Origin of the sequence: Hyalangium sp. (assembly GCF_045802625.1) — a bacterium.
Taxonomy (GTDB): domain Bacteria; phylum Myxococcota; class Myxococcia; order Myxococcales; family Myxococcaceae; genus Hyalangium.
The window spans coordinates 15180-39708 of sequence record NZ_JBJMQP010000108.1; the positions used below are offsets into that span (position 1 = coordinate 15180).

The 24529-nt window shown below is 67.6% G+C and carries 26 protein-coding genes; 16 read left to right on the plus strand and 10 right to left on the minus strand.

The genetic code is table 11. From position 1 onward, the window contains the following. Positions 1-78: 78 nt before the first annotated feature. Together ACJ8AT_RS19050 and ACJ8AT_RS19055 are read right to left on the minus strand one after the other, a co-directional pair. Positions 79-1713, minus strand: coding sequence for a hypothetical protein (locus ACJ8AT_RS19050; protein ID WP_407739187.1), 1635 nt, complete (start codon positions 1711-1713; stop codon positions 79-81). A 98-nt stretch (positions 1714-1811) separates the two neighbouring features. After that, positions 1812-2819 (minus strand): hypothetical protein, encoded by a 1008-nt coding sequence (locus ACJ8AT_RS19055; RefSeq protein ID WP_407739188.1) that lies wholly within the window; start codon positions 2817-2819, stop codon positions 1812-1814. Between the two features lie 132 nt (positions 2820-2951). Here ACJ8AT_RS19055 and ACJ8AT_RS19060 point away from each other — a divergent pair, with 132 nt between their 5' ends. Next, positions 2952-4370 carry a serine/threonine protein kinase gene (locus ACJ8AT_RS19060; RefSeq protein ID WP_407739189.1) on the plus strand — a complete coding sequence of 473 codons (1419 nt, stop codon included), beginning with the start codon at positions 2952-2954 and terminating at the stop codon, positions 4368-4370. Positions 4371-5065: 695 nt separating this feature from the next. Here the strand turns inward: ACJ8AT_RS19060 and ACJ8AT_RS19065 are convergent. The 4 genes from ACJ8AT_RS19065 to ACJ8AT_RS19080 are packed head-to-tail and all read right to left on the minus strand — an operon-like array spanning position 5066 to position 7656. Continuing rightward, positions 5066-5296 (minus strand): hypothetical protein, encoded by a 231-nt coding sequence (locus ACJ8AT_RS19065; RefSeq protein WP_407739190.1) that lies wholly within the window; start codon positions 5294-5296, stop codon positions 5066-5068. Between the two features lie 47 nt (positions 5297-5343). Next, on the minus strand, positions 5344-5979 hold the full coding sequence (locus tag ACJ8AT_RS19070; RefSeq protein ID WP_407739191.1) for a hypothetical protein: 636 nt from the start codon (positions 5977-5979) through the stop codon (positions 5344-5346). Between the two features lie 13 nt (positions 5980-5992). After that, positions 5993-6718, minus strand: a complete 726-nt coding sequence (locus ACJ8AT_RS19075) for a hypothetical protein (protein WP_407739192.1) — start codon at positions 6716-6718, stop codon at positions 5993-5995. 14 nt (positions 6719-6732) lie between these two features. Further along, a complete protein-coding gene (locus tag ACJ8AT_RS19080; RefSeq protein WP_407739193.1) occupies positions 6733-7656 on the minus strand; it encodes an alpha/beta fold hydrolase in 924 nt (307 codons plus the stop codon). 198 nt (positions 7657-7854) lie between these two features. On the opposite strand from ACJ8AT_RS19080, the gene ACJ8AT_RS19085 reads away from it, so the two are divergent. The 9 genes from ACJ8AT_RS19085 (at position 7855) to ACJ8AT_RS19125 (ending at position 16968) form a co-directional block, all read left to right on the plus strand. Next, on the plus strand, positions 7855-8844 hold the full coding sequence (locus ACJ8AT_RS19085) for an AAA family ATPase (RefSeq protein ID WP_407739194.1): 990 nt from the start codon (positions 7855-7857) through the stop codon (positions 8842-8844). 35 nt (positions 8845-8879) lie between these two features. Then, positions 8880-9761, plus strand: a complete 882-nt coding sequence (locus ACJ8AT_RS19090) for a DUF58 domain-containing protein (RefSeq protein WP_407739195.1) — start codon at positions 8880-8882, stop codon at positions 9759-9761. Then, positions 9758-10804, plus strand: coding sequence for a hypothetical protein (locus ACJ8AT_RS19095; protein WP_407739196.1), 1047 nt, complete (start codon positions 9758-9760; stop codon positions 10802-10804). The genes ACJ8AT_RS19090 and ACJ8AT_RS19095 overlap by 4 nt, the downstream gene beginning before the upstream one ends. Then, complete coding sequence (locus ACJ8AT_RS19100) at positions 10779-11789, plus strand: vWA domain-containing protein (protein WP_407739197.1); 1011 nt, start codon at positions 10779-10781, stop codon at positions 11787-11789. Before ACJ8AT_RS19095 ends, ACJ8AT_RS19100 begins: the two co-directional genes overlap by 26 nt. Next, on the plus strand, positions 11789-12847 hold the full coding sequence (locus ACJ8AT_RS19105; RefSeq protein ID WP_407739430.1) for a VWA domain-containing protein: 1059 nt from the start codon (positions 11789-11791) through the stop codon (positions 12845-12847). Before ACJ8AT_RS19100 ends, ACJ8AT_RS19105 begins: the two co-directional genes overlap by 1 nt. 14 nt (positions 12848-12861) lie before the next feature. Then, the gene (locus ACJ8AT_RS19110) at positions 12862-13845 is read left to right on the plus strand and encodes a tetratricopeptide repeat protein (RefSeq protein WP_407739431.1); all 984 of its coding nucleotides are present in this window, start codon (positions 12862-12864) and stop codon (positions 13843-13845) included. Further along, entirely contained in the window at positions 13829-15685 is a 1857-nt protein-coding gene (locus ACJ8AT_RS19115) for a BatD family protein (RefSeq protein WP_407739198.1), read from the plus strand. The genes ACJ8AT_RS19110 and ACJ8AT_RS19115 overlap by 17 nt, the downstream gene beginning before the upstream one ends. Next, positions 15682-16431, plus strand: a complete 750-nt coding sequence (locus tag ACJ8AT_RS19120) for an SH3 domain-containing protein (protein ID WP_407739199.1) — start codon at positions 15682-15684, stop codon at positions 16429-16431. The genes ACJ8AT_RS19115 and ACJ8AT_RS19120 overlap by 4 nt, the downstream gene beginning before the upstream one ends. Before the next feature lie 165 nt (positions 16432-16596). Beyond that, a complete protein-coding gene (locus tag ACJ8AT_RS19125; RefSeq protein WP_407739200.1) occupies positions 16597-16968 on the plus strand; it encodes a hypothetical protein in 372 nt (123 codons plus the stop codon). A 68-nt stretch (positions 16969-17036) separates the two neighbouring features. Here the strand turns inward: ACJ8AT_RS19125 and ACJ8AT_RS19130 are convergent, their stop codons facing one another. The 3 genes from ACJ8AT_RS19130 to ACJ8AT_RS19140 all read right to left on the minus strand — a co-directional run bounded on the left by ACJ8AT_RS19130 (position 17037) and on the right by ACJ8AT_RS19140 (position 19831). Then, on the minus strand, positions 17037-17267 hold the full coding sequence (locus tag ACJ8AT_RS19130; RefSeq protein ID WP_407739201.1) for a hypothetical protein: 231 nt from the start codon (positions 17265-17267) through the stop codon (positions 17037-17039). 122 nt (positions 17268-17389) lie between these two features. Further along, complete coding sequence (locus ACJ8AT_RS19135) at positions 17390-18676, minus strand: adenylate/guanylate cyclase domain-containing protein (RefSeq protein WP_407739202.1); 1287 nt, start codon at positions 18674-18676, stop codon at positions 17390-17392. Between the two features lie 24 nt (positions 18677-18700). Then, positions 18701-19831 (minus strand): tetratricopeptide repeat protein, encoded by a 1131-nt coding sequence (locus tag ACJ8AT_RS19140; protein ID WP_407739203.1) that lies wholly within the window; start codon positions 19829-19831, stop codon positions 18701-18703. A gap of 83 nt (positions 19832-19914) precedes the next feature. Between ACJ8AT_RS19140 and ACJ8AT_RS19145 the strand changes: the two genes are divergently transcribed. Then, positions 19915-20313: a response regulator gene (locus tag ACJ8AT_RS19145; protein ID WP_407739204.1), complete on the plus strand. Its 399-nt coding sequence runs from the start codon at positions 19915-19917 to the stop codon at positions 20311-20313. A gap of 12 nt (positions 20314-20325) precedes the next feature. Here the strand turns inward: ACJ8AT_RS19145 and ACJ8AT_RS19150 are convergent, their stop codons facing one another. Then, positions 20326-20649, minus strand: a complete 324-nt coding sequence (locus ACJ8AT_RS19150) for a PilZ domain-containing protein (protein WP_407739205.1) — start codon at positions 20647-20649, stop codon at positions 20326-20328. Between the two features lie 242 nt (positions 20650-20891). Here ACJ8AT_RS19150 and ACJ8AT_RS19155 point away from each other — a divergent pair, with 242 nt between their 5' ends. The 5 genes from ACJ8AT_RS19155 to sctQ are packed head-to-tail and all read left to right on the plus strand — an operon-like array spanning position 20892 to position 24439. Then, complete coding sequence (locus ACJ8AT_RS19155) at positions 20892-21395, plus strand: hypothetical protein (RefSeq protein WP_407739206.1); 504 nt, start codon at positions 20892-20894, stop codon at positions 21393-21395. A gap of 10 nt (positions 21396-21405) precedes the next feature. Next, positions 21406-21891 carry an ATP-dependent helicase HrpB gene (locus tag ACJ8AT_RS19160; protein WP_407739207.1) on the plus strand — a complete coding sequence of 162 codons (486 nt, stop codon included), beginning with the start codon at positions 21406-21408 and terminating at the stop codon, positions 21889-21891. Positions 21892-21902: 11 nt separating this feature from the next. Beyond that, on the plus strand, positions 21903-22703 hold the full coding sequence (locus ACJ8AT_RS19165) for a flagellar M-ring protein FliF (RefSeq protein ID WP_407739208.1): 801 nt from the start codon (positions 21903-21905) through the stop codon (positions 22701-22703). Positions 22704-22723: 20 nt separating this feature from the next. Next, positions 22724-23254: a hypothetical protein gene (locus ACJ8AT_RS19170; protein ID WP_407739209.1), complete on the plus strand. Its 531-nt coding sequence runs from the start codon at positions 22724-22726 to the stop codon at positions 23252-23254. Positions 23255-23287: 33 nt separating this feature from the next. Next, entirely contained in the window at positions 23288-24439 is a 1152-nt protein-coding gene (gene sctQ / locus ACJ8AT_RS19175) for a type III secretion system cytoplasmic ring protein SctQ (protein WP_407739210.1), read from the plus strand. Positions 24440-24529: the final 90 nt, after the last annotated feature.

The following is a 24529-nucleotide window of genomic DNA, read 5'->3' on the forward strand; positions in this document are numbered from 1 at the left end:
TGCCGGTTCCGCAGGCGCGGGAGGGAGGCTGCGGAAGCCGCAGTCCGCAGTGCGGATCCCGCAGTCCGGGGCGCCGCGCTAGCTCTTCACCTCGGCCAACTCCAGGAGTCGCTCGGCGTCTTCCTGCACCTCGTCGGGTGGATTGGCGGAGGGGCGCATGTCATCCCAGAAGTAGTCGTACACGGCGCCCAGGTGCGACTTCTCGAAGCCGAGCTTGAGGGCGAACGCCTGGGCATCCTGGGGCTTGCGGCCCTTCTTGAGCTGCTTCAGCGCCAGGTAGATGAGCCGCGCGCCGGGGAGGCTGTGCTCCACGTAGTCGGTGCCGGCCACGAACTCCGTCACCTCGGGACGAAGGAGCGAGGGGTTCGCGCCGAGCTTCGCCTTGGCCTCGGCGAGGGCGGCCTTGACCGAGGGGAAATCGGACTCGCTGAACGCGCTCTTCTGGAGCACGCCCGCGGTGACCTGGGGATCCAGCCCCCAGCTCTGCAGGCTGAAGGTGGCGCGCGCCAGCCCGAGCGAGGAGGCGGCGGACACGGCTCCGAAGTTGCACGACATCTTCGAGTCCACGTGCTCGAGCGAGGCGATCAGGCGGAACCCGGCGAACTCGCCGCGCATGCGGGAGATGCCATCCTGGAGGCGGGTGCCCTGGAGCGCCTTGCGGAGGAACAGCTCGTAGACGAGCTTGGAGGTGTCCCCCGTGGCGCTGCCCGAGGCGATGTCCCCGTACCCGAGCTTCTGCGAGGTGGTGGAGGACACGGACTGCGAGCGGAGCAGGATCCGATCGTACAGGGGGCTGGCGGAGTTGCCGGCGACGGGGGAGGAGGCCGTCGGCTGCAGCTCATGGCGGCGGCTGATCACCTGGGAGAGCTGGGCCTGGGAGTCCTCGTCCGCGAGCCACGATTTGGCGGTGCGGCTGGCGAGCTTGAACGCGTCCGAGGACGGGCCGCCGGTGGCCTGCCAGAGATCATAGATACGGGCGACCTCGGCCTCGAGGATGCGCTCGCCCCTGGAGCGGGCCTTCACCAGGGCGTTCTCCTTCGAGACGTTGGCGACGATGTGGTTGGCCGCGAAGGCGACGGAGAGGGCCTTGTTCACGGCGAGGCGGGCATAGGGATCCTGGAACTTGAGGGCGAGGGGGACGGGGCGGATCTTCGCGTCCGGATTGGACGCAACGAGCGTACTGGAGACGGTGCCGCGGATGTTGGTGTCCATGCCGAGGACAGTCTGCGCATCGAAGACCCCAGGGGTAGGCATCCACGAGAGGGCGGCGGGCTCGGAGATGCCGAACATCTCGATGGCGTAAGAGACCTGGCTGAGGCCGAGCTCCGAGGCCCAGGCAATGGGCATGCGGTCGGTGAGCTGCACCTTGTTGTCGAACTTGCTGTTCTGGACGTGGACGCGGAAGCCGACGCCCCAGCGCAGGGTGTATCCGACGGAGCCGTTGGCCTGAGCGCTGGTGTCCTGGCTGTTGACGAAGTCCCAGGAGCGGGTCTCGAAGCTGCCCTGCCCGCTGGTGTCGGCCATGCCGAAGAGGCCGACGGAGAAGGACGAGTCCACGGTCTCATTGATCGCACCGGAGACAGCGTCGGTGAGCTCCTTGGCGAGCGGAGTGGGGGGGAGCGGAGCGAGCTCGCCCTTGTCCGCGAAATCAATGAGAGGAAGGACGAACGACTCTGCCTCGACATCGAGATTGATGGGGATCCACTGAGCCATGATCTCCTCCGGTTTGCTCGGTGACCCTGGGGGTAGGGTACGAGCGAGCACTCACCGGTTCTGCAGGAATCGGACCATCAGCTCAGGGGGGAGGACGGTCACCGCTTGGAGCGGGACTTGGAGGCTTTCGTGCCGCGCCGGCTGGGTTTGCCTGCCTTGCGGGCGGCAGGCGCGGGAGCACTCTCGAAGAGTTCGTGTACCGACTCCACCGTCACCGCCCTGCGCAGCCAGACCTTGAGCTGCGCCAGATCCGAGCAAGCCAGGATTCGCTGGCGTGCCGTGGCATCCACCTCAAGGCCTCGGGCGTCGAGCACCTCGAGCAGGGCTGATAGCTCCCCCTCCTGGCGCCCCTCCTGGCGCCCCTCCTGGCGCCCCTTCTGGAGCCCCTCTTGGAGCCCCTCTTGGAGTCCCTCCTGGCGCCCCTGCGCTACGTACTTCCGGGCGAAGTTGCTCTGGTACTCGTAAGTGCCACGCTGCATCAGGGCCTCCAGGGCGTTACGGGCCGCCTCGCTCAGCGAGGACAGGGCCAGGTCAACGTAAAGGCGGACACGTTCGGCTTCAAGCCCCGCCACGGCTCCCATCACCGACTGGGCGATGGCCTGTCCAACTTCCTCCTGCCCATGAGCCATGGCGGATAACACGGCCAGCTCCGGGTCCCTGCGGGCCGCCTGCTCGTCCGTGATGACGGGGATGGCACCCGGCCCCGCCACCAGCGGCTGGAGCATGAAACCGGGGTGGCCCAACTCGATGGGCTGTGCGCACCAGCGAGCCACCGCCACATCCGGTGCGAGTACCAGCAACGCGGTGGGACAGCCGACTCGCGAGCGAAGGCTGGTGAGGTACAGCGGCCATGTCTTCCGCTTGTCTTCGTCCCGCGCCAACTGCACCTCCACCACGATGGCGAAGACGGGCTGGCCCTCCAACAGCAGCACCACGAGGTCCGCCCGGTACTCGGTGGGGACCACTTCGGTGAGCTCGGCGGACTCCACCCGAGCCTCGGACCAGGCCGGCAGCGTCAGGCCGAGCGCGTCTTGCAGCAACTCGGGCGCCAGCGTGGGACGGTTGCGGAACAGGAGCAGGAGCCCCTCATGGAGCATGGAAGCCATGGCGCGGCAACATAGGGGAGGGGTCTGACCCAACAGGTTGTCAGGCTCTGTCGCGACCGTGCTGGTCGGGGCTCCCGAGGCCCGAGGGAGTCGGGTAGAAGAGAGCCTCTCCCGTTGCGCAGGATCCGTTCCATGGTCGACCCGATGATGCAGGTGGTGACGGGCGCGCTTCCTCCAGGCACGCAGGTGGGGCACTGGCGCGTGGGGGAGGTGCTCGGCCGAGGCGCCTACGCCACCGTCTACAGCACCGAGCGGGTCGAGCCGGGAGCCGCCGGGCCCTTCGCGTTGAAGCTGGCCACCTGGCCCCAGGATCCACGCTTCGCGCGAGAGGTGGAGCTGCTCTCGCGCATCCGCCATCCGCGGGTGCCACGGCTGCACGACCATGGCTGGTGGACCCATCCGAGCGGCGTCGCCTTTCCGTTCCTCGTGATGGAGCGGATCGAAGGCGTGCCGTTGTACGAGTGGGCTGAGGAGCGCAAGCCCTCCTCCCGTCAGGTGCTGCGAGTGTTGGCGGATCTGGCGTGGGCGTTGGATGCCACCCACCGAGCCGACTGCGTGCACCGCGACGTCAAGGGAGAGAACGTGCTGGTGAGCGCCGAGGGCCGCGCCTTCCTGATGGACTTCGGGGCCGGGGACTTCAAGGGCGCGCGCACGCTCACCCACGAGCTGCTTCCCCCGGGCACGTCCGAGTACCGCAGCCCGCAGGCAGTGCGTTTCGAGTGGAAGCACCGCCATGAGCCTGGAGCCCACTACAAGCCCGGCCCGGCGGACGACGTGTACGCGCTGGGAGTGACGGCCTACATCCTGGTGACGGGGACGCGCCCGCCGTGTCGAGTGGATCTGGAGTGGGAAACGGATCCGACGCGTGTTCCTCCTCCGCCACTGTTGGAGCCTCCAAGTGCACTGGCCTCGGTGTCCCCGGAACTGGATGCACTGATCCTGCGCATGCTGTCGGACGCGCCCGAGGCCCGCGGGAGCGCGGGGGAACTTGCGCAAGCGCTCGAACGTGCCGCGAACTCCGCGAGCCTGAGAGCAGATGCTCCCATCGCCGCACGCAAGATCGAGCCTTCTTCCGGCAAGCAGCGTGCTCATTCACCAAGGAGAGGCAGGGTGTGGACGGTACTGGTGCCCCTCGCTGCGATGGTGGGCATGTTCCTCGCAGTCGTCGCGTGGTGGCGGACTCTTCCGAGTTGGCAATGGCCGGGGGCTGCTCAGGAGGGGCGTCACTCGGATTCGGAGGATGGATGCGTGGTGGCGGTGGGAGATGCAGGGCCGCTGGTTGCCAACATCAGCTCTTCCCACCGAGCACCCTCCATGGGACTGGGATTGGATATGCCCAAGAAGCCTTTGCCGGATCAGCAACTCCCGCCATGCCAAGAGGGATTCGAGGTGGAGATCGAACTGACGGCGGGCCAGAAGGACACGCGCAGTTGCTGGATCAAAGTCGATGCGCGCGCCGACAAGTGCAAGACCAAGGGCTACGAGTACAAGGGAGGCTGTTATCTGCCCATGTACCCACCTGTGAAACTCCCGCAGTCCGCGCAGCCATGAACCGGTTCTCGGAGCGCATCGTTATCAGGTCAAATAGGGCATGACGGCGACAATCAGGATCAGTGGGCACCTGATGTGACCGGGTGGTACTAAGAGACTGTCGAGCCAAGCGATAGTGGCGGGACTATCCAGTCTTGCGAGGCATCATTCGACCACTTGCTGCTGGTACTCAATGGGAAGTGCGAAGCGAGCTTGAAGCTCTGCGAGGTAAGAAGCCGCTTGGCTATCAAGAGGCGGTTCACCAACCACGATCAGCCGAGCCGCACGTTGAGCCCCTGGCCAGAACGAATACTCGAGTAACTGACCGAGGGCCTCACGGAGGCAAGCACGTGCAGTGCTTCCCGTTTTGACCTCATAGAACCAATATTCATCTCCTGCCCGCACAACGATGTCAACTCTCGTGCCGACCCCGCTCGATTTCTCAGGCGCGACATTATCCAGGCCTTTCTCAGCGCACAGTCGCTCAAATAGCGCGCTTTGTATTGCCATGTGGCGCAGGCTAACGTCGATGGTTCGCTGTTCCAGTGAATACCTCGTTGACACAATCCTCTCGAACGTACCCGGTTCGAAAACGAATGGCTGTGCTCCAACGCTCTGAAGGGGTTCGGCAGAAGGCGGTCCCTCAACGTACTGATAAAGCGGCAACAACTCATCAAACGCTCGCAGTACCGTATGAGGCGAATAATCCTCGTGTCTTATGTATTTCCCGAAGAAGATGAACCATTTGACTGAAGCTCAGATCGCCCGCCATAATGAAATGCCCAATCCCCATTAGGATCAATCGTGTCGTTATGAAAGATTGCCCCGCTGCCTAACGGCAGGCGCTGCATACCCTTGATGCGCTTTCTAATTTCTTGAAGATTGCCGATGGCGTATTTCGGTGCGTGTTTATTCAAGTCGTTTGCGATCTCTTTGATTGTTTTCATGTCGTCAGTCCGTGTTTTGATTTGCGGGTATGGCCTCGAAGGCCGGCTCAATGAGGCACCGACGCGCCACCGTCCCCAAAGGGCCCCGCAGGCACGCCACCGTCTGCTCCTGCATCTGGGGGACCTGAACCTGGGGGAGTGTTCCAGAGGGCTTCAAACGTAGGAGAGGTGCCGGGTTCCCCAGTGAATCCCGCGTCACTCCTCTCGATAGCCTCGATAGCCGCCGCGCCGACAAGTCCCCCTTCTTGCGCATCGATGATGCGCCGGAGAATCCGTCCGTCCGTGCTGATGGCGTATTTGACGCCTGAATCCGCGACCGGGTAGGTGCGGCCGCAATAGGTAAAGTTTTCGTGGATGTAGACGAAGATGATGTTCTGTCGCCGGATCACTCGGAAGAGCTGGGCCTCGTGCCTGCGCCAACAGGGATCGTCGGGGCTTTGCGTGGGCAGATAGTCATTGGCCGCAATCGTCAAGGCCCTGAGAGTCTCGCCGTCAAGTTCGTAGGTCGTGCCTTGCGTGTCGAGCATGATGGGCTCGGTGTCAAAGAACTGCGGGAAAATGATGGATGGGTCATGCTCGACGGGGACGCGGGGGGAGGACGTGGACCATGCACAGGCCGAGAGAATGGCGGCTAACAAGAGAGGGAAGTTGCCTATATTCCTGGAGTTCTCAGGAATGCTCATACGAGGAGTCATGCTACTCCCTCTGAATGGTGAATTGAGAGGAGGTTCTCCAGACGACGATGCCATACTTGGTTCCTTCCCAGGCGCCTCTGGAGTGAGTCCATTTCATTAATTCACGGGTCGCTGGGATGTACTGGTAGAAGCCATCACAGGTAGGGTTCTGTGGATCTCTTGAATTTGAAAAGAACGCGATGACAGCCAATGAGACGTTCTTGTCTTTGGTCGTCACTGTCAGCTCGTGAGCGTTAGCCATGGCGGCGGCGAAGTAAATGTCCTTCTCCGAGATCTCCCTGGCGAAGGGGTGGTTATGGAGGATGAAGATGTATTTGATGCTGCCGGGCGGGTATCGAGGGTCATCTACGTACTTCGGGAGCGCGCAGTTCGTCATCCCGTTGAGTGCGCTGCCGGTATCCGCCAGATCTGTGAGCATGCTTAGCTCGTACTTGCTCTCTGGGGTGAGGTACAGCCAAGCACAGTATTCAGTCGAGATGCGCGCGGCGAGTTGGGGATCCCTGTCAAGAAGATGAACAACGGAGGCATTCGGTTTCGAGAGGATCAGCGGGCAAGCGGCCTTCAACGCATCCGCGAAAGAATCGAACGGGCCGAAGTTCTTGAGCGGGCCAGGGATCGTGTCATCCGATTCCTGTCCTGGCTGGGGGCGCCAGATATCAGGGTCGATAGGCTTGGGTGACGAACACGCCAATCCGACAAGGAGGAGGCTGAGCAAACGCTGCTTCATGGGAAGCTTTCTTTTCACTCGCCGCTAGGGGTGGAGGCTATTCCGTTCGGCTCCCCAGGAGCATCGTACAGGAACGCCTTGAGCGCGGGCAGCACCACCTCGGGCCGTTCCAGATGAGGGCTATGCCCGGCCACCACGCGCAGCAGCCGCACCTCGGGCAGATGCTTCGCCGCCTCCACAGCCAATGACACGGGCAGGGTGTCTTCCTTCTCTCCCCACACCAGGAGTACTGGCTGCTTCACCGAGGCCAGCCGCTCTCGCCGGTGGAACACCCGACCCATCAGCGGTACCAAGGTATCGAACGCCCTCGTCGCACGCGGGCGACCCCCAGGCACCGCCAGCAACTCGTACCCCAGCGCTCCCAACCTCCGGCCCAGCGGTGTCTCCGGCGGCGGCAGCAATCGATCGAAGAGCTTTCGCCCCAAGGTCCGCGCCACCCGCTCTGGCCCGGCGCGGAAGAAGGCTCGGGCCAGGGGCGTCATCTCCGGCCCCAATCCCATCGCATCCATCAACACCAGCCGCTCCACCGGCACCTTCCCTCGCAGCGCCAGCTCCAGCGCCACCAGCCCTCCCAGCGAGTGCCCCACCACCGCCACCGGCCCCAGCTTCATCGCCAGCAGCAGCTCTTCCACCGGGTCCGTGAAGAACCGCACCCCGTCCTCCGCCGTGCTCAGTCGGCCCTCAGTCGGCGACGACAGCCCGAAGCCCGGCAGGTCCAACGCCACCACCCTTCGCCCTCGCGCCAGCACCGTCAGGTAGGAGAACCACATGGCCGCCGCGTGCCCTCGCCCATGCAGCAGCACCACCGGCGGGCCCTCTCCCCCCTCCAGCGCCCGGAGCGAGCCTCCGCTCGGGAGCCGGTGCGTGCGCGCCTCCACCAGCGGGGCCAACTGCGCCACGATGTGGGACTCCACCAGCCCGGGCTCGTTCGGGTTCACGCCGGACCCACCCCCCAGGGGCTCTGTCGGGATGTGGGATAAGGCGGGGTGGAGGGCGGGAGACGCTCGGGCATGGGGGTTCGGTAGGGTGGCGGGCGCACCTTACTGGAATGTCCCGTGTTCTGCGGTGTTGAGCCGGTCGCCCTGAAAACCTAGTCTGGCCGGCCGTTTCCGACTGTTGCCGCCCATCGAGGGGACATGAACACGGACATCCGCGCGCTCACCGAAAGGGTGCAGCAGGAAAGTAGCTTCGTCGAGATCCTCAACCAGGAGACCGGCAAGGTCATCGTCGGCCAGCGCTACATGCTCGAGCGCATCCTCATTGGCCTGCTCTGCAACGGCCACGTCCTCCTGGAGGGCGTGCCGGGCCTCGCCAAGACGCTCACCGTCCGCACCATCTCGGACGCCCTGAGCGCCTCCTTCATGCGCATCCAGTTCACGCCGGATCTGCTGCCGGCCGACCTGGTGGGCACGATGATCTACAACCAGCAGGCGGCCAACTTCACCGTCCGCAAGGGCCCCATCTTCGCCAACATCGTCCTCGCCGACGAGATCAACCGCGCCCCCGCCAAGGTGCAGTCCGCCCTCCTCGAGGCCATGGCCGAGCGGCAAGTCACCATCGGCGATCAGACGTTCGTGCTGCCCGCGCCCTTCCTCGTGCTGGCCACCCAGAACCCCATCGAGCAGGAGGGCACCTACCCGCTGCCCGAGGCCCAGGTGGACCGCTTCATGCTCAAGGTGAAGGTGGGCTACCCCACTCGCGACGAGGAGAAGGTCATCATGGACCGCATGGCCGGCGGCGTCGCGCCCAAGGCCTCCAAGGTGATTACGCTCGAGCACATCACCCGCGCTCGCGAGCTCGTCCACTCCATCTACATGGACGAGAAGGTGAAGGAGTACATCCTCAACGTGGTGTTCGCCACGCGCGAGCCCAACAAGTACGGCCTCAAGGATCTGGCCGACTACATCCAGTTCGGCGCCAGCCCTCGCGCGACGATTGCCTTGGCCCAGGCGGCTCGCGCGCACGCCTTCCTGCGCCACCGCGGCTTCGTCACTCCCGAGGATGTGAAGGCCGTGGCCTATGACGTGCTCCGCCACCGCGTCTCCGTCACCTACGAGGCCGAGGCCGAGGAGCTGAGCCCGGAGAAGATCATCCAGCGCGTGTTCGATCGCGTCGAAGTGCCGTAAGTCCACCCCGAGCCTCCCGAGCCCCCGAGCGCCCCGTGCTCCCGAAGGACCTCATCCGCCGCATCCGCAAGCTGGAGATCCGGACCCGCAAGGTGGTCTCGGACATGCTCGCGGGTCAGTACCACTCGGTCTTCAAGGGCCGCGGCATGGCCTTCTCCGAAGTGCGCCAGTACCAGGCCGGTGATGAGATCCGCATCATCGACTGGAACGTCACCGCGCGCATGAACGAGGCCTACGTCAAGGTCTTCACCGAGGAGCGCGAGCTCACCGTCATGCTGGTGGTGGACGTGTCGGCCTCCAAGGAGTTCGGCTCGCAGGAGCGCAGCAAGGCGGAGATCGCCGCCGAGGTGGCCGCGCAGATCGCCTTCAGCGCCATCGCCAATAACGATCGGGTGGGGCTCATCCTCTTCTCGGATCGGGTGGAGAAGGTGGTGCCGCCGCGCAAGGGCCGCTCGCACGTGCTGCGGCTCATCAGCGACATCCTCACCTTCCAGCCTCAGGGCCGCGGCACCGACCTGGGCGCGGGCCTCACCTATCTGCGCCAGGTGGCCAAGCGGAAGGCCGTGACGTTCCTCATCTCGGACTTCATGGCTCGCGACTACGAGAAGCCGCTGCGGCTCGTGGGGCGCAAGCACGACCTGGTCCCCGTCGTCATCGCCGACCCGATGGAGGTGCAGTTCCCCAAGCTCGGGCTCGTGGAGATGGAGGACCCCGAGACGGGCGAGCGCTTCGTGGTGGACACCAGCGACCCGCGCATTCGAGGCCGCTTCGCTCGCGCCATGCAGGCCCAGCGCCAGGAGCGCCAGCGCCTGTTCAAGAAGCTGGAGTTGGATCACGTGGAGCTGCGCGCCGGAGATGATCACGGCAAGGCGCTCGCGCAGTTCTTCCGCGCGCGGGCCCGGAGGATGGCGGCATGAGACGGCTGCGCTTCCTCTTGCTGATGGTGGGCCTGGCCGCCTGCGGTGGCTCCAAGGGTGGCGATGCGTCCGAGGCCCAGTCGCTCATTCCCAAGGTGCTTGACGGTGGGGTGCCCCAGCCGGATGGAGGCACCGCCGAGGTGGAGCCCTGGGACGTCAAGGGCCGCGTCGTGCCGCAACAGACGCGCATTGGCGACCCGTTCGTCTACGAGATCATCCTCACGCACTCGAAGGACCAGCGCTTCGAATTGCAGCCCCCCAAGGAGCTGGAGCAGTTCGAGCTGATCGAGCAGTCCCGCCAGCGTCAGGACGGGCCGAACGGCTCGGTGACCACGTTCCGGCTCAAGATGTCCGCCTTCGAGCTGGGTGTGCTCACGCTCCCCGAGTTCGTCTTCGAGCTCACCGCTCCGGGTGTGAACCAGACCGTCTCGGTGCCCGGCATGCAGGTGGAGGTGTTGCCCACGCTGCCCAAGGACGCGGACAAGCAGGGCGCGAACCTCTTCGACTTCCAGCCTCCCACCGAGGTCCCCATCCGCTCCTGGCGGCTGGTGTATGCGCTGCTCGGGCTGCTCGCCGCGGGCCTGATCGGCTGGGGCCTCGTGAAGTGGATCCGCCGCCCTCGTCCCCAGGTGGTCGTCACCAAGCCGCTGGCGCCGCTCAACGTGCGCACCCTGGAGGCGCTCGACAAGCTCAAGGCCGAGGACCTGCCCGCCCATGGCCGCGTGAAGGACTTCTACTTCCGGCTCTCGGAGATCCTCCGTGGCTACCTCGGTGAGCGCTACGGCTTCGAGGCCCTCGAGTGCACCAGCCCCGAGCTGATCGCCTCGCTGCGCAAGCTGCGCACGCCCGGGCTGCCCGAGGACAAGCTGATGCGCTTCATCTCCGAGTCGGACATGGTGAAGTACGCCAAGGCCGAGGCCCCTCCGGAGTCCTGCGCCCAGTCGCTCGCCTTCGGCTACGAGCTCGTCGAAAAGACCTACGTTCCGCCCGCTCCCGCTTCTCCCACTCCCCCCGCCCATGCCCCTGGATCTCGCGTTTCATAGCCCCCAGGCGCTCTGGGGGCTCCTGCTGGTGCCCGTGCTGCTGTACCAGGCCTGGCGCGAGCGCCGCCGCCGCGCCGTGCTGCGCTTCTCCGCGGCCCACATCCTCGCCCAGCAGGGCCGCGGCCTGCGCACGTACCTGCTGCCGCTGCTGCCCCTGCTCCGAGTCGTCGCCGTGGCGGCGGCCCTCATCGCCATCGCTCGGCCCCAGGTCCGCGACGCTCGCGTGAAGGACCTGAACGTGGAGGGCATCGACATCGTCGTCGCGCTGGACTTGTCCACCTCCATGGAGGCGGGCGACTTCCGGCCGCAGAACCGCCTCTTCGTCGCCAAGGAGGTGCTCTCCGACTTCATCTCCAACCGCGTCAATGATCGCATCGGTCTGGTGGTGTTCGCTGGCGCGGCCTATACCCAGGCTCCGCTCACGCTGGACTACGGCGTGCTCCGCGAGGTCATCAAGCAGCTGCGCACCCGGGTGCTGGAGGATGGCACCGCCATTGGCGACGCGCTGGCCACCTCGCTCAACCGGCTGAGGGACTCGGACGCCAAGAGCCGCGTGGTGGTGCTGATTACGGACGGCGACAACAACGCGGGGAAGATCTCTCCGCTGGATGCCGCCAACATGGCCAAGTCGCTGAAGATCCCCGTCTACACCATCCTGGTGGGCAAGGGCGGCAAGGTGCCGTTCCCGCAGGGGCAGGACCTGTTCGGCAACGTCGTCTGGCGCGACACCGAGATCCCCATCAACCCCGAGCTGCTGCAGGACATCGCGTCCATCACCGGCGGCGAGTACTACCGGGCCACCGACCCCGAGACCCTCAAGCAGGGCCTTCAGAAGGTGCTCGACTCGCTGGAGCGCTCCAAGCTGATGGAGGGTGGGGCCTCGGCCACGTACCGCGAGGACTATCACCCGTACCTGCTGCTCGCCTTTGGCCTCGCCGCGCTGGAGCTGCTCATGCGCGCCACGCTCCTGAGGGTCTTCCCGTGATTCCGAACGTGGGCCCCTGGCGCTTCACGCTTCTTGGCTACCAGCTCGGCCTGGCCCAGCCGCTCTTCCTCGTGCTCTGCGCGGTGGGGTTGCTGCTGGGCGCGCTGGCGCTGGTGCTGGCGCTGCGGCGGCGCTCCCGGGTGCGCGCGCTGTTGAACGAGCGGCTGGCGCCCAAGCTGGCTCCCGGCGTCTCCGAGTGGCGCCCGGCGCTGCAAGGCGGCCTGTACGGGCTGGGGTTGCTGCTCTTCGGCTTCGCGCTCGCCCAGCCGCAGTGTGGCAGCAAGAGCGAGCTGACCAAGCGCAAGGGCATCGACGTGGTGGTGGTGCTGGATGCCTCCAAGTCCATGCTCGCGCGGGACGTGCAGCCCAGCCGCCTGGAGCGCGCGAAGCTGGAGCTGACCACGCTGCTGGATGAGCTGAAGGGCGATCGCGTGGGGCTCGTCGTCTTCGCGGGCGATGCCTTCATCCAGTCGCCGCTCACCTCGGACTACTCGGCGGTGAAGCTGTTCTTGCGCGCCGTGGATCCCGAGCAGATGCCTCAGGGCGGCAGCAACATCGGCTCGGCGCTCACGCTGGCCAAGCAGGTGCTGGACAACGCGGACCGGGGCGCCAAGGAGCGCGTCATCGTCCTGCTCTCGGACGGGGAGGATCTCTTTGGCGAGGTGAACGAGGCGGTGGACCAGCTCAAGGATGGCAACGTGCAGGTGCTGGCCCTGGGCGTGGGCTCGGAGAGCGGCGAGCCCATCCCCATCTACAACCGGCGCGGCGAGTTCGTGGACTACAAGAAGGACAGCAACGGGGAGACGGTCATCACCCGGTTGGATCGCGCGGGGCTGACGGCCATCGCCGAGGCCACCGGGGGCTCCTTCTTCTACCAGCCTCGCGGAGTGGCCATGGGGCAGGTGGTGGAGCGCATCGACAAGATGCAGAAGAGCGAGCTCGAGAGCCGCGTCACGGTGCGCTACGACGAGCGCTTCCAGGAGTACGCGATCGCGGGCCTGGCGCTGCTGGTGGCGGGGATGATGCTGGTGCCCTCCTCGCGCAGGAGGCCGTCGTGAGACGGGGCCCGGGCATGCGCAGGCTGGCGTGGGTGCTCGTCTGGGGGCTGGCGTCCCCGGCGTGGGCGGCCGGGCCGCTCGAGGTGGACCACCCGCTGGTGGCCAAGGGCCGCCAGGCGTACGACGCCAAGAAGTACGAGGATGCGCTCGCGGCCTTCGAGGAGGCGAAGAAGGAGCGGCCGGACGATCCCGCGGTGGAGTACGACCGCGCCGTCGCGCTGGCCCAGCTCGGCCGGGCGGAGGAGGCGAAGTCGGCTTTCCAACGCGTCGCCGACTCCAACCGGCCGGACCTGCAGGAGAAGGCTTGGTACAACCTGGGCAACATCCACGCGACGACAGGTGCGCGCAAAGATGCGCTGCAAGCCTACCGGCGAGCGCTCAAGCTGGACCCCAATGATGAGCTGGCCCGCCACAACTATGAGGTGGTGCTGCGCAACCTGCCTCCGCCGCAGCAGAACGGGGCGGATGGGGGCGTGGATGGCGGCAGTGATGGCGGCTCCGATGGCGGCCGTCCGGATGCGGGGCAGGATGGGGGTAGACCGCAGGACGGTGGCAGGCCGCAAGACGGCGGCACGGATGGTGGGGATGGGGGCTCGGACGCGGGGCAGCAGGGCGATGGTGGCTCGGATGGGGGCAGTGACGGTGGGCGTGACGGCGGCGGGGATGGAGGCAGTGACGGCGGCGGCGACGGGGGGAGTGACGGCGGCGGCGATGCCGGGCAGGGGCAGGGCCAGGGGGATGCAGGCTCGGATGCTGGCTCCGACGCGGGCTCGGGAGAAGGCGAGGGCGAGGGGCAGGATGGCGGGACAGATGGAGGCAGCCAGACCGAGGCGCGCGAGGAGTCCCAGGTGGATGCGGGCACCAATCCGCAGGACATCGATCGGCAGGACGCCGAGCGCCTGCTGGATGCGATGAAGCAGAACGAGAAGAATCTTCAGTTGTGGCGTTTCCAGCAGCAGAAGAAGAAGCAGAGGAAGCCCAATGAGAAGGACTGGTAGCGGCCGGACGGCGCTGCTCGCCGGCCTCGCCCTGCTGGCCGCGTCGCCAGCCTGGGCAGACATCGAGTTCTACCAATCGGTGGACCGCAACGAGGTCGGCACCGAGGACACCTTCCGCCTCACGGTGGTGGTGGTGGATGCGCCTCCGTCCGCCCAGGTGCAGCTGCCGGCGCCGAGGGACTTCGAGGTCCTCTCCAGCTCGCGCAGCACCCAGCGCTCCATCCAGCTGTCGGGCGGCGGGCCCGCGGTCATCCAGGACGTCACCAAGCACCTGATGATCCTCCGGGCCACCCGGACGGGGAGGCTCACCCTCCCGCCCGCGGTGCTCACCACCTCCGGAAAAACCTACCGCACCGAGCCCATTGAGATGACGGTGAAGGCCGGCCGTCTGGGGCCTCCTCCGGGACAGGCCACGCGCCCGTCGCTGCCGGATCCGTTCCGCAACTTCCCCACCGCGGATCCCTTCGCGGAGATGGATGAGGAGGGGGATGAGCCCGTCATTCCCCGCGGGGACTCGGACTTGTTCCTGCGCGCGAGCCTGGACCGGGACGAGGTGTTCGTGGGCGAGCAGACGACGCTGTCGCTCTACATCTACTCGCGGGTGGACTTGTCCAGCGTGGACGCCGTCACCATGCCGAAGCTGGAGGGCTTCTGGAGCGAGGACGTCGAGAGCCCCACCCAGCTCTCCGCCGAGCAGAAGGTCGTCAACGGGATTCCCTACCGCGCCTACCTGCTGCGCCGCCGGGCCCTGTTCCCAGTGAAGGCGGGCGCGCTGGCCATCACCCCCGCGGAGGCGGACATCACCACCGGCTTCCTCTTCGCCGGCCACCGGGTGCACCGCGTGTCCAACGGGCTCAAGGTGAAGGTGAAGCCCCTGCCGCCAGGAGCGCCCCCGGGCATGGCCAACGCCAACGTGGGCAGCTGGCAGCTGTCCATGGATGTGTCCCCCACGCGCGTGGAGCTGGGCCAGCCCATCACCGTGAAGGTCATCCTCGACGGCACCGGCAACGTGAAGAACGTCACGCCCCCCAAGCTGACGGCGCCCTCGGCGCTCAAGGTCTACGATCCGAGCACCACGGATCGGCTCACGCCCAACAAGAGCAAGATCCAGGGCCGCCGGGTGCAGGAGTACCTGGTGATGCCGCAGCGCACGGGCACCTTCACGCTGCCCGCCCTGGAGTTCCCCTACTTCGACCCGCGCCGCCGCGAGTATGACGTGACGCGCACCGACCCCATCACCGTCACCGTGGAGGCGGGCTCGGGCGGGGTGGCCTCGACGGGCCCGGCACCGGCGCCGCTGCAGGACTCGGCCAACGAGCAGAAGAACGTGCTCAGCGCGGGGGGCCTGCGTCCGCTGCGATACCAAGCGCGCTTCATGGCTCCGGCGACGCCGCTGTGGCAGCAAGCCTTCTTCCTGCCCGCGGTGCTGGCGCCGGTGGGGCTGCTGTTCGGGGTGATGCTGCTGGGGCAGGTGCGCGGGCGGCTCTTCGCGCAGACCGAGGCGGGCCGCACCCGGCAGCAGGCGAGGGCGGCGCGCAAGCGGCTGGCCGCGGCGGAGAAGCTGGCCGGCGCGGGCAGCACCACCGCCTTCTACGCCGAGGTGGAGAAGGCGCTGATGGGCTTCCTGGAGGCGAAGCTGCACACGCCCGTGGTGGGCCTTACCCGCGAGGCGCTGGGCGAGAAGATGGCGGCCTCGGGAGTCGATCCCGAGCGGCACTCTCAGGTGCTCTTCGTGCTGGAGGCCTGTGACATGGGCCGCTTCGGCGGAGGCGCGGAAGTGTCCGAACGCAATCGCATCCTCGACCAGGCCGAGGCCGTGATGGAGGGGTGGGAGAAGTGAGCGCCTTCACCGGAATCCTCGTCGCCACGCTGCTCGGGCAGAGCTACTACACGCCCGAGGAGGCGCAGGCCCTCTTCACCCAGGCCAACGAGGCCTACACCCATGAGGACTACAAGGCCGCGCAGGAGGGCTACGAGAAGCTGCTCTCCCACGGCCAGGGTGGGCCGGACGTGCTCTACAACCTGGGCACCACGTACCTGGCCCAGGGCGACCTGGGCCACGCGGTGCTCTCGCTGGAGCGAGCCTGGAAGGAAGGGGGCCGCGCGCCGGACCTGGAGGCCAACCTCGCGCTCGCCCGCGCGCAGCAGAAGGACAAGGTGGAGGGCGCGGCGGTGGAGGAGGACTTCGTCACGCGCCTGGTGCGGGCCACTCCCGGGGTGGCCGTCGCCGGGGTGTTCCTGGCCTCCTGGGCGGCGGGCTTCCTGCTGCTGCTGCTCTTCCGCTTCCTGAAGCCGGGCCACCGCACGTGGGTGGGGGTGCTCGCGGCGTTCTCGCTCATCGTGGCGCTGCCGACCGGCGCGCTGCTCGCCGCGCACGTGTGGGTGGAGCGCACGGTGCACGAGGCGGTGGTGCTCTCCAAGACGATGGTGGCTCGCGAGTTCCCCAAGGGGGATGCCAAGGCGCTCTTCGAGGTCCACGCCGGCCTGAAGGTGCGCCTGCTGGAGGACACCGGACGCTACGTGCGCATCCGCCTGCCCAATGGCCTGGAGGGATGGACGGAGCGTGAAGGCGTGGCGGAGATCTGAGCCCCCCATCGCGGAAGTGGGAGTTCATACCGTCCGTTTGGCGGGCAGCGTCATGGGTGGAGAGGGGCCGCTGAGCAAGCAGGCAGCTTGACACGCGCCGCAAGCAGGTAGACTGAAGGGAGGAGTAGGGGGGCCTGCCATCCTCGCACCTGGGGGTCACCGGACGTGGTCGTCGAGATCCATGCCAATGTAGGCAAGAACCGGCTCTTCATCCGGATTGAAGGCCGGCTCGATGGCGATCAGGCGCGCATGGCCGCCGATGCCATGATCAAGGAGATGGATCGGCTGAGGCCGGGCTTCGACGTGGTGTCGGACCTGACCAAGGCGGAGCCCATGGGGCCTGCGGGCGCGGCCGCGCTCAAGCGTGTGCTGGAGGCCCAGCGTGAGCGGAAGTACGGCCGCGCGGTGCGCATTGTCGGCAAGTCCGCGGCGGTGGCCGTCCAGTTCGCGCGGGAGAGCAAGGAGTTCCACCACGAGCCCTACCTGGCCTTCTCGCTCGAGGAGGCGGAGCGGCTGCTGGACGGGCTGCTGCCCTGAGCGGGCTCGCGGGGTCTCTCGTACCGCGGTGTCCGGGCAAGCAACCCCGGAGGCCGCTTCTGGATGCGCTAAACGTGCTTTTCGGTGATGCGGACGTGCGCGTCGGTGAGATGCATGCCGTGCTTCTCGAGATCGTCGAGGCATTCGTCGACGTTGAGGCCGGGTGTGGCCACGCCGCGTTGCAGATCGATCTCCTTGAACGCGGTCCATGGCCCGTACACGGTGGGCAGCCTTGAAACGTCATTGTTGGCGAGAACGCCGAACACGCGCCCCACGGCTCGGAAGATGTAAACGTGCATGCGCGCGTCTTAGCCCCGCGCTTTCGCTTGCGCACGGAATTTGCGAAGGAGCGGTTCTGACCAGGAAGGCGTCCTGTCCGATGGCCTGCCGCCTGCGCGCCTCCGCATGACGCGCCGCGGGCTCACTCCGGGAGCGTGAAGAGCCTCACCGGCTCGTCCTTGCCACGCACGCGCATCGCGGGCAGCTCGCGCAGCGCTGGTTTATCGAGCCGGGCGACGGTCTCCGCCGAGAGGAGCACCGGGACCCCTGCGTCCTTGGTGAGCCCCTCCAGCCTCGCGGCGGTGTTGACGGCGTCGCCGATCACCGTGAACTCCAGCCGCACGCCGGGCACGCCGATGTTCCCCGCCACCACCGGGCCAGTGTGCAGCCCGATCCCCATCCGCAGCGGCGGCAAGCCCGCACTCGCGCGATCGCGGTTGAGGCGCTCCAGTGCGCTCAGCATGTCGCGAGCGCAGGCCAGCGCAGCCCTGGCGCCGTGATCCGTCCCAGGCGCCTCCTGCGCCCCGAGCCCGAACACCACCAGCGCCCCATCCCCAATGAACTTGTCGAGCGTGCCGCCATGCCGCTCCACCTGCTCGAGCATGCTGCCGTGGTAGGTGTTGAGCTGGCGCACCACCTCCTCGGGCGGGAGCTTCTCGCTCATCGCGGTGAAGCCTCGCAGGTCCGCCACCAGCAGCGTCACCGTGACGGAGCGGCCTCCCAGCGCCATGCCGGAGTGGGGATCCTCCAGCACGCGCTCCACGGCCAGCTTGGGCAGGTACCGGCGCAAGAGCAGCAGGCGGGCGAAGGTGTCCAGGCTCTGCCGGGCGCGCGAGCCGCTGTTGGAGGCGATGAAGCCGGAGAGCAGCAGGATGGCCGCCGTGGAGATCTGCGCGGGGTGGAAGCCGTGCTGCCTGTGGATCACCCCCAGGAACAGCACCGCCGCGATCGCGCTGCTGGCGATGGCGAACCTGTCCGAGTAGCGCATGAAGTTGCTGAGCAGCGTGGCCATCATCAGCGAGGGGAGGACATACAACGTCCACCGCGGCGCCTCGCCGGAGTGGTCGAAGCGCGGGAGCACGGCGAAGAAGGCCGTGATGGTGACCAGATCCACCAGCAGCGAGGTCTCGCCCATCCAGCGCGGCATGCCGCGGTGGGTCCACCACAGCGCCCCCAGCGAGTACCCCAGATAGCCACAGCAGATGATCAACGGGAACGCGGACTCTCCCTTGAGGGTCTGCCAGAGCGCGAGCACGCTGACGGCCCCCACGACCCAGACCCGGTAGAGCGCGGTGCGCTGCTCGGAGGAGGCGCGGCTCTCGGCGAGCGTTTGCTCGATCTCCTGGGCGGTGGTGTCCGCCCCCGGGGCCAGGGGCGGCGCAGGGGCCTCCGGGCCATGAGAGGGGTGAGGCTCGACGTGGGGACGCATGTCCCACGCAGCATAGCCGTGGGCTCAGCTTCCGCGGCCGGTGATGCGATCGAGGAGGCCGCGTGGCTTTTTGCTTCGCGGCCCACCGGGGGCGCTCGTGGCGAGGCTCACCACCTTGAGCAGGTTCTGCTGGAAGACGGCGTTGTGCGGCTCGAGCTCCACGGCTTGCTCGAGCAGCTCCGAGGCCCGCAGGTAGTCCTTGCGCTGGCTCACCAGGATGAGCGCGAGCTTGTTGTAGAGCGGAGCGGGCGCCGAGGACTGAGCCAGCCCGCGCTTGAGCAGCTCGATGGCTCGGTCCACCTGGCCCTCGCGCTCCAGCCGCACCACGCGCTGGAGGAAGTCCTCGGTCCGCTCTTGGGCAGGAGCGGTGGGTGCCGGGGGCTGCGCCACCGTGGGTGTCGAGCGAGACGGCGGCCTGACAGGCGCGGGCGTCGAGACGGGAGCCGGCGTCGCGGCAGCCTTGGCAGCCACGGGCGGAGGCGTCGCGGGACCGGTAGGCCGTCCCGGCGCACCGGCCGGGGCGGACCGGGCCACCGGGGGAACCAGGGCGAAGGGGTTGCGAGGAGGCGGAGGCTCGGTGCGAGGGGGCGGAGGCGGAGGCGGCGGAGGTGCGGCCGTCTCGGGCGCGGGAGCGCGGGAGCCCTCCTCCTCCAGGAAGTCCGTGCCGTTGAGGAGCGGCAGCGCATCCTCTGGAGTGGGAGGCGCGGGCTGGCGGTGCAACTCCACGAGGCCCAGCTCGAAGAGCGCCTTGAGCACCACCTTGATCTCGATCTCCGGCAGCCGGGCGGAGCGAGCCAGCGCCGCCACCGTCTGGGTGCCATCAATGAAGGAGGCGACGTAGGCCTCGAACGGATGGAGGGGCTGCAGGGCAATATCAAGCCCCGCCGTGAGGTAGGGAACGGTGTCCTCATCCAGCGGAACCGTAAAGCGCACCGTGACGGCGTCATCGACCCGGGAGCGTGACGGGATGGCTGGCATCTCCCGCGACGAGGTGCGCTGCGGCGGAGACAGGAGGGCCCGGATGATGGACGGGTCGCTGATGACGTACTCGCCCGAGGCCAGCTGCGGGTTGAGCAGGAGCTCGCAGTGCTCGCACTGGAAGTCATCCGGCGCGATCGGCGCGTGACACTCGGGACATTCGAGGTTTTCGGCCATTACCGGGCATTCTAACCCCATGGAGGCTGGCGGGCATGGGCGAATGGTCCCGGCTAGGATAGTCTCGAACGCCGTCGAGACCCATGGCCGCTGAACCGCAAACCTCCTTCCACATCCTGCTCGTCGAGGACGAGCCCGTCATCCGCGAGCTGGTCAGCTCGATGCTGAGCGATGGCGAGGTGGATGTGGTGTGCGCGGCGGACGGCGTCGAGGGGCTGAAGCTCGCCAAGAGCCGCCCCTTCCAGCTCATCCTCATGGACGTGGTGCTGCCGCAGCTCGACGGCGTCTCAGTGTGCCGCATCCTCAAGAAGGATCCGTCGACGGCGAACGTCCCGCTCTACATGCTGACCGCGAAGGCGAAGAAGGCGGACATGGACAGCGCCACGGCGGCCGGGGCGGACGGCTACATCCAGAAGCCGTTCCGAGGCACCGAGCTCATGGCGCTGGTGGATCGGCTGCGCGCGGCGGCCTCGGCCGGCTGAGCCGCGGCCCGCTCAGGGCAGGCGCGGGTGCAGGTAGCGCGCGAGCGCGAGGAAGTCATCCCAGTCGAGCGTGCCGAACTCGAGCGCCACGCCATCCACCTCGCGGCGGAGGATGGCGCACGTGGCGGTGATCTCCCGGTCTCCCGGCAGCGGGATGGCGAGGGTGAGCTCGCGCAGGACGTCCGCGGGCTGGGCGTGGAGGAAGAGGCCGGCCATGGACAGATCGCGTGCCTTGGCGGACACGGTGCGTCCCGGCAGGACGACTTTGACCATGAGGTTGGCCTCCACGCGGGGGTGGTAGCGCTCAGCCTGGTGGGAGTTGGGGGCGGGCGTCATGTCCGAAGCTCTCCTGGGTGCGACAGGGCGTGACAATCCTGGAGCAGGAAGCCGGGGACGCAACTTTTCGGGCGGCCAGCCCGCACCGTCCACCGCCGTCTCGGTGCGTGGACTCGGGCGGGAGCGGCGGGACTGCCGCGAGAGCTCCCAGCGCGGATAACCCCGCGAGCTTCCAGGAAACCTCACGTTGGCACGACAACTGAAAAGGGCTCTCCGCGCAGTCCAACCCAAGGAGACCCGACGTGGAGAACAACAACCGTATCGCTTTGCTGTCCATCACCCCCACCGTGGCGCGGCAGACGCCGCAGAACGAGTTCGGCGCCGTCCTGGCGCGCACCGCTCAAGAGGTCGTCAAGACGGGAGCTGGCCTCGTCAGCGGGATGATTCCCGGCGGGCCGGTGACGAGCGCCGCGGTCGCGAGTGTCCGCTCGACCGTGGCATCGGTGGCCTCGACGAACGCCACCATCAACTCGGTTCCAGGAACGGGAGGCGCCCCGATCCCCGGGACGGGCGGCACCTCGAATTCGAGCCCGGCGACTACTCCGGGAGGAACCACGGGGAAGGGGGAGGCGTGGGACATGCTCGAGGCCCAGCGGCTGATGGCCGAGGACGGGCAGAAGTTCAACATGGCGTACCTCGCGCTGCAGAACCAGATGCAGCAGGAGAGCCGCGAGCAGAACGCCATCTCCAACATCATGAAGGTCCGCCACGACTCGGCGAAGGCCGCCATCAACAACATCCGTTAGGGGCGGCGCCATGGCCATCGACAAGGTGGGCTCGGTCGGAGGCTCGGGAGCCACTCCCGCGCTGGAGACCGGCAAGCAGCAGTTCGGCAAGGTGCTTCAAGGGGTGAAGGGCGGAGGCGGTGGGCCGGGCGTACCTGTCTCGTCAGAGGGGCCCACGCGCCCCGGGTCCCCAGAGGCAACGCGAGGGACAGAGCGGGCCCAGGCGGTGGATCGCGCCGCCGCGGGCCAGCTGGAGGTGAAGGCCGGGGCGAGGGTGGACTCGGTGCAGTCGGCGCGGGAGCAGCAAGTCGCGCGGGCGTTGGATCGGGTGGGTCAAGCGCAGAAGCGGCTGGACCACATCCTCGCGCTGGCCGAGTCCGGCCGGACGTTCACCCCGGCGGAGCTGCTCGCCTTCCAGGCCCACGTGTACGCCGCCAGCCAGCAGCTCGATCTGGCCGGCAAGGTCGTCGAGAAGGCCACCGGCGGCATCAAGCAAGTCCTTCAGACCCAGATTTGAGGAATCCCTCCATGTCTCTCTCTCTTCGACGCTGTCTTCTGCTTTTGCTCCTGGGCACCGCCGCGTGCCGGGAGCGCATCCAACACGGGCTCGACGAGCGCCAGGCCAACGAGCTGCAGACGGTCCTGGTCGAGCGCGGACTGGACGCTCGCAAGGTCCCAGAGGCGGGCAAGAAGCCCACCTGGTCCATCGAGGTGGAGGAGGAGCAGGCCTCGGACGCGGTGCGCATCCTCGCCGAGCTGGGGTTGCCGAGGCCCCTGAGCGAGACGGGCTGTGACGTCTTCGGCGGAGGCGGGCTCATCCGTTCTCCGACGGAGGAACAGCTCTGCCGGGTGCAGGTGCTCGAGCGAGGCATCGAGAAGACGCTGCAAGGGGTGGAGGGGGTGCTCATCGCCAGAGTGCACCTGATGGTGCCGCCTCCCCCTCGGCCTGGGCAGCAGGCGATGCCCGCGAAGGCCTCGGCGATGCTGCGCACGGCGCCTGGGCATGCGGCTCGGGTCCGCCAGTCACAGGAGCAGCTCAAGGCGCTCATCGCGGGAGGCGTGGAGGGCTTGTCGCCGGAGGCCGTGTCGCTGCTGGTGGACGAGGCTGTCACCCGGGTGGAGGTGACAGTCCCGGGGAGCTCGCCGCTCCTGCGGCTGAGGGTGCTGCTGGCGGTGATGGGAGTGTTGCTCACCGGGTTGGCGGGAGCGCTGGTGTTCTTGGCGATGCGGCTGCGGCACTACCAGTCCGAGGCCGCGATACCGCCGGCTGCTCCGCCTGTTCCCGCTCGGCCCGTGGTGGCGGCGAGTGCCGCACGCAAGGTGGCGTGAGCCGCTGAGAGGTGCTCTCCATGGATGCCACTCGAATCATCCGGCGGCCCGCGGCGAAGGCGATCTCCGAGCAGGAGACTCGCATCACCCGGAAGCCCGTTCCTCGGCCGAAGACCGTGCCCGTTCCCGTGCGGAGAACGCCCGCTGGGAAGGAAGCGGCTCCGAAGACGCCTCCCGTGCTGCTTCCCCTGGCGAGGTTTGCCCTGGTGGCGCTGGTGTTCGGCCGGGAGCGAGCCGCGGAGCTGCTCGAGGGCCTGGGGCCCCGCGAGGCAGCGCGAGCGAAGGAGCACCTGGCGGGCTTCATGGCGCTCACCTCGGCGCAGCGGCAGGCCAAGGTGGCCTTGGAGTTCGGCATCCGGAGCGACCCCTCGGACCAGCTCCGCGAGCTGATGGCGGAGGCTTCCGAAGCGCTGCGGCGGGAGATCTTCCGAAGGCTGCCGCCCTACCACCGAAGCCTGTTCCCCAAGAGGCGCATGGAGCCACCGGATGGCCCCACAAACCCAGCGCTGGCCGCGCTCGCGGAGCGGCTGATTCGCGAAGCCACGCGCTGACCCCATCTCGCTGTCCAGAGCGCAGGAGTTCCCATGCATACCCAACCCCGTAGTCCCCAGTCCCAATCTCTGAAGCCTTCCAAGCTGACCCGGCTGGGCACACGCCGGCTTGCCCGGGCACATGTGACGTTGGGCGAGCGCCCCCAGGTCGCGCACTGGGGACGCGAGCTGCTCCAGGTCCTCTGTGAGGCCTTGGGGCGCGAGCTTGGCAGTCCGGTCCGCGCTTCTGGCCAGTTGGTGGGGGCCATCGTGACTCCGGCGACAGGGCTGGCGCACACCGTGGCCTTTGTCTTGCTCGACTTGTCGATGGTGGGAGCCTGTGCGGTGCTGGAGCTGGACCTTCCCGTGGTCTTCGCCGCGCTGGAGCGCTTCGCCGGAAGCCGCCAGCGCCCGAGTCCCGTGATGCGCCTCGTTCGTCTGGAGGAGGCGACATTCGCCTTCCTGATGTTGTCCGGGCTCGCGGCGCTCCGAACTCGCTCGGAGCTGCACCGCCGGCTGGGGCCCCGGTTCGCGGGCGTGACGATGGATCGAGCGGAGGCGCTGGGTCGGCTGGATGGCCGCAAGCCTCACCTCGCCGTGGAGCTCTCTCTGTCGGTGGGAGAGGTGTCCGCGGGAGGGCGGCTGCTGCTGCCCGCAGTGGTCTTCGAGTCCGTCTGCAAGGGCCTGCCGGTGGAGCGGGACTCGGCCATCGCGCCGGAGATCCTCGCGGCGTCCATGGGGGCGAGGTGCTTTCTGGGATGTGCCCGGCTGCCTCCGTCGGCGTTGGAGAAGCTCTCGGCGGGGGATGTCGTCGTCTTCGAGGGCGCCCGTCATGGCGGCGCTCACCTCTTCGGCCGAGGGCGCCTGGTGACTCGTGGCTTCGAGCTGGTGGGGGAGTTCACCCCCGACGGTTTTTCCGTAACCCGCGCGCTCCGGCGCGCTCTTCCCCTGGAGTCGAACATGGCAACCGTAACTGAGCAGGGCGGAGGCATGCCTCCGCTCCCCGTGGATGTGGAGATCGAGCTGACGCGGCTGATGCTGCCGCTGTCGGAGCTGGCCGCTCTCAAGCCTGGGAATCTGCTTCCGCTGCGCATCAACGCCAGCGAGCCAGTGCTGCTGCGCGTCGGTGATCGCGCGGTGGCCCGGGCCGAGCTGGTCGAGATCGATGGCGAGGTCGGTGCTCGCATCCTCAACCTGCTGCCGTGAGCTCCCGGGGAAATGTCATGACTGCCTCTCTCACTCCTCGGCGACGCTTGTTGATCGCGTGTGGGTTGATTCTCTGCCTCGTGGTGGTGG